We start from the raw sequence: 6,070 nt of genomic DNA, 5'->3' as shown, positions 1-6,070 counted from the left end.
GCTCAACCCATGGCGGTCGAGGAAGGCACGGCTGATCACCGGCTTCAAAAAGCCCAGTTCGCCCCTCTGCACGCGGCGCCTGGAGATGTTGCCTTCGACGAAACGCTCGAAATCGAGGAATTCCGGATCGGCGGCAAATTGCGGCGCGACGATTTTCGTCGCGTCGCCTGTCGCATCATCCCTGATCAGCATGATGTTGTCGGCGGCGAAATCCCAATCGGCGCCGGCAAACAGGTTGCGAAACCGGCCTTCGAGGAAGAAATCGTCGGCATCGAGAATGCTGATGAACGGCGATTTCGAGCCGGCGATGGCTGCGTTGCGGGCAAAGGAGGGGCCGCGATTGACATCGAGGCGCATCACGGAGAGCCGCCCGCTGCCATCATCGGCGGATCGTGCGACACCGGCGGTGTCGTCGGTGGAGGCATCGTCGACGACCACGACCTCCGCCACTTCCGGTTCGCGCAATGCGGATGCGATGGCGACGGCGATTGTCGCTGCGGCGTTTTTTGCCGCGATGATCACGCAGACCTCGGATTTCGTCATCGACATGGATTTGCCTCTCGTACAGGTAATATCGATTTGCCCTCGCCCCGTACTCGTTCGATGCACTACAGAATTGCCATCAGCATCCAATTTACCCTCAGCGACTCGCCGGCCGCTCGAAGATGCGGCGGCTGATATCGGCGGACGCCGCCCAGCCTGCTTCGGCCAGATAGCGGACCGGCGCGCGGCCGCACAGTTCCCAAAGCACCGTTCGCCGCTGCGGCCACCGCAGCGACGGCAGCCACGGCGCGATGACCATGCTGAGCAGATCCTCATTGCCGATGCGCGGCAGGATCCTGGTCGCGCGCTGCGACAGCAGCGTGCCGGCACCGCCGAGTAGCACGTCGGCGGCGCGCAGGCCAAGCAGCAGCGTGTCGTCCAGACCTTGCGCGGTAGCGGCATCGAGCAAACGCTGCTGATCCGCCTCGTCGAGGCGGCCGGCGCTGGCGCCGATATCACAGACGTATCCGGCGCAGGGTTCCCGGTTGAAAAGTGCCTTGGCGACGCTGATGCAGGACAAAAGCAATGTATCGGCCACCGAGGTGAACGGCACCGTCGCACCGGCGATTTCGACCTGTCGCTTGCGCCGCAGGAACCCGTCCGCGTCGCGCGGGCTTGGCGAGCCGGGCTGCTGGAGGCGGTAGTGGAGATCGACGGTGGACGACCTCGGCCCGTCGTCCCGGGTCATGTGCTGTTCGCCGAGGAAGCGGACCCACCAGACGGAGCTCGACTTGCCTGATACCTCATAGCCGATCTTGCGAAGCGCATCACGCGCCCTGAAAAATCCGAGCGGCGAAACCAGGATGTCGACATCGCCCGAGGGCTTCATAAAATGGTCGTCGTAGAGAAGTTGCTGCTGGAACGGACCCTTCAGAAAAACGAAATCGATCTCGCTGGCGCGCAGCACGTCCTGGATCGCCATCGAATCCATGATGCAGGACGCGTTCATCGAAACCGTTTTCCTGCGGTAGGTGTCGAGCCATTGGAAAAGCTTAGTTGGCCTCTGAAGCGCGGGTGCGCGCGAAAGCGCCTTGAGGACAAAGACGGCGACCTTGTTCAGCCTGGCAATCTCGGCAATTTTTTCACCGTCAAGATGGCGCATCGAAACGTCGCCCGCGCCCGGGCCGGCGAAAAACAATCGCAGGCAAGCCTGCACATAGGCCACCTCGCCGGCACAGCCGGCGGCGCGCAATCGTTCGTATGAGCCATCCGGCAAGGCCATTTAGCGCACAGTCTCCCAAGAAAGCGTTTCGCGCCGACACTTATGCTGCAAGTGCGAAGCAAGCATCACCAAAAACCTCGATGCCGTAAAGCCTTTCCTTCTGCAGTGCGAATTTTTGCCACCAAAGCGTCTATCGAGGTGGCATCGGAAAGCAGTGAAAACCGCGGTTGAAATGTCCCTTGCCACGTCCGCTTAGGCAATCTCCGGACGATTTCTCAAATGGAAATTCTTTTCATTAGAGAGGCCTAAATATAGGCACAACGCAAACGGCTTATGCAAGCAAAATCAAATGCTTAAAGAATCAGCACAGGCGCGATCGTCGTGCACAAGGAATCGGCTAAAAAATGACAAGTTTTAGGCATGCCGCTCATGTGACGACGCCAGCAACCGTAATTGATTAACAGAAAGTAAAACAGTCTTGACTCATAAATGCTGCCGTGCAGCTATTGCATTGCAGCATAAAAGTGCTGACGGCACTCGACAGGCCGTTTCCAGTCCTAAATCGGAGAGTAAAATGGAACAGAATGTTGAAAAGCATGAATATGAAACGCCAAGCCTGACGGTCCATGGTTCGATTGAGACCATCACCCAGGGCGGCGGCGGCAGCACGGCGATCGACGCATCGTTCCCCGCGCATACGCCGATTGGCGACCTGACGTTCTCCTGAGACCTACAGCCGATTCCAGAGTGACATGTTGGGACTCTGGATTCAAAAGCAGACGTAAGAGGGGTCGGGGGGCCAGCCTCCCGATTTCTCCTGCGCCGCCTGGAGATGTCGCAGCGTTTTGTCAGCGAGGTTTGGGGATGAACGGGGAGCTATCCGACCGTGATCTGGGCGACCACGATAGCGTGTGCGCGACCAAGGATGCCGTGGCTTGCGAGTTCGGCGATGGCTTGGCGCTGCTCAATCTCAAATCCAATGTCTACTACAGCCTGAATGGCGTCGGCGCCTTCATCTGGGATTTAATCCAGGAACCCCGGTCGATCGGCGACATCCGCAGCGCCGTGCTTGCGCGCTACAATGTCGACCCGGTGCGCTGCCAGGCCGATGTCGACGCATTGCTGAAGGGCCTGGCCGATAATGGGCTTGCGAGACGGCATCATGAGGCACTTGTCTAAGCCGGTCCAGCACAAGTCCCTGGTTTCACGGGCCCTGGTTTCGCCGGCCTTGTCTTCGCGGGCCACGGCTTTACGGCAGGAACCGGCGAGAGAAACAAACGTCAAGCAGACGAAGCGCGGGGGAAGCCGGCGCGGGCTGGTCAGGATTTTCTCCCTGACTGGCTCGGAAATGATCTTCCTTGGCCATTGCCTGCTGGTGGTGGCGACAGTTCGGCTGGGGCTGACGCTGTTGTCCTACAATCGTGTACGCAGCCTGGTGACGCGCCTCGACGCGCGGCAGTGCGCCTCAATGGGCGAACTGCGGCGCGTCGCCTGGGGCGTTGCCGCCGCGGCCCGTTTCGTCCCTTACGCCACGTGCCTGACCCAGGCGCTCTCCGGCCAGTATATTCTCGCCCGCCAAGGCAATGAATCGACGGTACGCATCGGCATCGAACGTGGCACAGGCGAGCAGTTGAAAGCACATGCCTGGCTGGTCAGCGACAACCATATCGTGCTTGGCGGATCGATCGACGGCTTCGCCCATCTCGTCGACCACGGCAGCCGATGAGCGGCGTCGCCGGAATCCTGTTGCGCGGAGCAAACGCACCGGCGGTCGCGGCGGCCGACATTCAGCAAATGCTGGCGCGCATGCGCCATCGTGGTCCTGACGGCAGTTCTTGGTGGCTGGACACCAGCATCGCCCTTGGCCACGCCTGGCTCAACACATCGGATGAAGTCGGTCCGGGCCCTTTGACGATGGCTGGGGGCCGGCTCGCCATCACCGCCGATTGCCGGCTGGACAACCGTGACGAGTTGCTGGCCAGGCTCGGTATCCGCGACCAGTCGGTAGCCGACGCGATCGTGCTGATGCGGGCCTACCTGCGCTGGGGCGAAGCCTGCCCGGAGCATCTGCAAGGCGATTTCGCCTTCGCCATCTGGGATGACGAGCGGCAATCGCTGTTTTGCGCGCGCGATCATTTTGGCGTCAAGCCGTTCTACTACCACGCGGCGGACCGGCGTTTTGCCTTTGCGTCGGAGATCGGTCCGATCCTGGGCGTCGAGGGTATCCGCGCACGTGTCAGCGAGCGCCAGATCTCCGGCTTCCTGGCCGGGCTTCCCGACGACCCGCAGTCGACCCCCTACAGCGATATATTCAGCCTGCCGGCCCGCCACAGCCTAACCGTCACCGCGCAACAAGTGATGCTGCGCCGATACTGGCAGATCGAGCCGTCGGCGCGGCCCTTGCGGTCGGATGCATCGGAGGAATTCGCCCATCTGTTCTCGCAATCGGTGCGCAACCGCATGCGAGGGACCTCGGCGGTCGGGGCAATGCTGAGCGGCGGCCTCGATTCCTCGTCTATCGCCTGTGTCGCCGGCCTGCAGAATGCCGCCGCGCGCAAGCCGAGGCTGCCAACCTTCTCGCTGATTTTCGAGAAGGGCTCGCCGATGGACGAGCGGCCCTTCATCGATGCCGTTCTCGACCAGCAGAAGGTCGACGCGACGCTGATCCCGGTTGGCAACTATGCCCCATTTGCCGAATTCGAGCGCGTGCTGGAAGAACAGGAAGGAACGTTCCTGGCGCCGGGCCTGACGCTCACCCGCGGCATCTACCGGACTGCCGGCGCCAAGGGCATCAAGGTGCTGCTGGACGGCCATGGTGGCGACGAGGTCGTTTCACAAGGCCACGGCCACCTGCACGAGCTTGCGAATGGCGGCCGATGGATGGATCTGTGGCGCGAGGTCCGCAGCGCCTCCAACACCTATGGCGACAGCACGCTTGGCCTTTATCTCCAGTTCCTGACCCTCTACGGGCCGGCCTGGCGCATCGCCAGGCTGAGGCATATGGCCAACCGTGCCCTGAACAAGATCCGCAAGCCCGCGCAAGTGTCGCGCGCACGAAGCTGGCGCGACCTGATCAATCCGGACCTGGCCAAGCGCACCGAGCTTGTCGACCGGTTTCACCGGGCCGGCTACATGCCGCCCGGCGTCCAGGCCAGCGATGCCTTGAGCCATCGCTGGATCCTGTCGAACGGCTATGTCCCGCATGCTTTCGAGGTTCTCGACAAGGCCGCCGCCAATTTCGGGGTCGAGCCGCGCTACCCCTTCTGGGACAAGCCGCTGGTCGAGTTCTGCCTGGCGCTGCCGGGCGAGGAGAAGCTGAGCCACGGTTTTGGCCGCTATGTGCTGCGCCGCGCCATGCAAGGCGTATTGCCGGAGGCGGTGCAGTGGCGGCGCGACAAGATCGACTTCACTGCCAATCTCCTCAATGGCATGCTGCGCAACCATCGCGACCTCCTGGAACAGCTGCTGGTCTCGGATGCGAACCGCATCGCGCCTTACGTCAATCTGCCTCAAGTGAGTGCTGCCTATGCGCGGCTGCTGCGCCAGCCCGATCAGGCAGCCCCCCTGGATGTCCAGTATGTCTGGCGCTCGGCCTCGCTGTCGCTCTGGCTGCGGCAGCTCAAGCATGGCGGGAGCCCCGCATGATGCCGCGCAACGAGCCGCTCGCTCTATGCAATGATGATGCCTTTTCGCATGGCCGGGCCAAGCGAGAACGCCGCTTCTACCGGGCCTACGGCCTGACCATCGCGTCGGAGGTGACGTTGCCCGAACTGCAGCCGGCGACGCCGGGGGCGGCGGATGTCGTGATTGCCGTCGGCGCGATCGACCTGCCAAAGCCCTCGCCCGAAGCCGCGACCGACTTTCGCTTCGAGCCGGACCGGCAATATCTGGCGTGGCATGCCGTGGGCGCGTTCCTGATCACCGATTCCAGCCGTATCGACATCGAACCGGCGCCCGGCGTCGACGACGCGCTGCTCGCGTTTCCGCTGCTTGGTCCGGTCATGGCGCTGCTCTTGCACCGGCGCGGCCTGCTTGTCCTGCATGCCAGTGCCATCGCCGCCGCCGGCACGAGCGCCATCTTCATGGGTGACAAGGGAGCCGGCAAGTCGACGACCGCAAGTGCGATGATCCGGGCCGGGCATCGACTGCTTACCGATGACGTGGTGGCGCTGGACCTCGCCAATCCGAGTGAGCCAATGACCGTTCCGGGCTTTCCGCAGATCAAGCTGGCGGCCGACGCCGCGGCGGCGATCTCGCTTGGGGAAGCGGAAGTGCGGCCGCAAGTGCATGCGGCGATCGACAAGATGCAGCATCGCCTGAACGGTGGCTTTTCGGGCGACGAGGTGCCGGCGACCAGGATCTATA

Annotated in this window: 7 protein-coding genes; 5 read left to right on the top strand and 2 right to left on the bottom strand. The window is 62.6% G+C overall.

The annotated features are described in order from the left end of the window. Both EN969_RS13330 and EN969_RS13325 read right to left on the bottom strand, forming a co-directional pair. Positions 1 to 549: glycosyltransferase (locus EN969_RS13330; protein WP_127419170.1), on the bottom strand; the 549-nt coding region annotated here is incomplete at its 3' end. 91 nt (positions 550 to 640) lie between these two features. Beyond that, positions 641 to 1,765, bottom strand: coding sequence for a nucleotidyltransferase family protein (locus EN969_RS13325; protein ID WP_013528113.1), 1,125 nt, complete (start codon positions 1,763 to 1,765; stop codon positions 641 to 643). A gap of 514 nt (positions 1,766 to 2,279) precedes the next feature. On the opposite strand from EN969_RS13325, the gene EN969_RS13320 reads away from it, so the two are divergent. The 5 genes from EN969_RS13320 to EN969_RS13300 form a co-directional block, all read left to right on the top strand. Further along, positions 2,280 to 2,432 (top strand): lasso peptide, encoded by a 153-nt coding sequence (locus tag EN969_RS13320; RefSeq protein ID WP_010913078.1) that lies wholly within the window; start codon positions 2,280 to 2,282, stop codon positions 2,430 to 2,432. Between the two features lie 137 nt (positions 2,433 to 2,569). Further along, positions 2,570 to 2,884 carry a PqqD family protein gene (locus tag EN969_RS13315; RefSeq protein WP_027164264.1) on the top strand — a complete coding sequence of 105 codons (315 nt, stop codon included), beginning with the start codon at positions 2,570 to 2,572 and terminating at the stop codon, positions 2,882 to 2,884. Positions 2,885 to 3,053: 169 nt separating this feature from the next. Further along, the gene (locus EN969_RS13310; RefSeq protein ID WP_244514257.1) at positions 3,054 to 3,431 is read left to right on the top strand and encodes a lasso peptide biosynthesis B2 protein; all 378 of its coding nucleotides are present in this window, start codon (positions 3,054 to 3,056) and stop codon (positions 3,429 to 3,431) included. Further along, complete coding sequence (locus EN969_RS13305; RefSeq protein WP_063169881.1) at positions 3,428 to 5,350, top strand: lasso peptide isopeptide bond-forming cyclase; 1,923 nt, start codon at positions 3,428 to 3,430, stop codon at positions 5,348 to 5,350. Before EN969_RS13310 ends, EN969_RS13305 begins: the two co-directional genes overlap by 4 nt. Continuing rightward, the coding region (locus EN969_RS13300; RefSeq protein WP_127419169.1) for a serine kinase at positions 5,347 to 6,070 on the top strand (724 nt) is incomplete at its 3' end. The genes EN969_RS13305 and EN969_RS13300, both read left to right, overlap by 4 nt.

This window comes from Mesorhizobium sp. M7A.F.Ca.CA.003.01.2.1 (assembly GCF_003998945.1).
Lineage (GTDB): Bacteria > Pseudomonadota > Alphaproteobacteria > Rhizobiales > Rhizobiaceae > Mesorhizobium > Mesorhizobium ciceri.
This window is presented reverse-complemented; position numbering and strand designations above follow the sequence as displayed.

What these genes read in the sequence shown, in the direction of transcription:
- EN969_RS13325 (WP_013528113.1), bottom strand. Translation starts at nt 1,765, where the DNA reads ATGGCCTTGCCGGATGGCTCATACGAACGATTGCGCGCCGCCGGCTGT.
- EN969_RS13320 (WP_010913078.1), top strand. Translation starts at nt 2,280, where the DNA reads ATGGAACAGAATGTTGAAAAGCATGAATATGAAACGCCAAGCCTGACG.
- EN969_RS13315 (WP_027164264.1), top strand. Translation starts at nt 2,570, where the DNA reads ATGAACGGGGAGCTATCCGACCGTGATCTGGGCGACCACGATAGCGTG.
- EN969_RS13310 (WP_244514257.1), top strand. Translation starts at nt 3,054, where the DNA reads ATGATCTTCCTTGGCCATTGCCTGCTGGTGGTGGCGACAGTTCGGCTG.
- EN969_RS13305 (WP_063169881.1), top strand. Translation starts at nt 3,428, where the DNA reads ATGAGCGGCGTCGCCGGAATCCTGTTGCGCGGAGCAAACGCACCGGCG.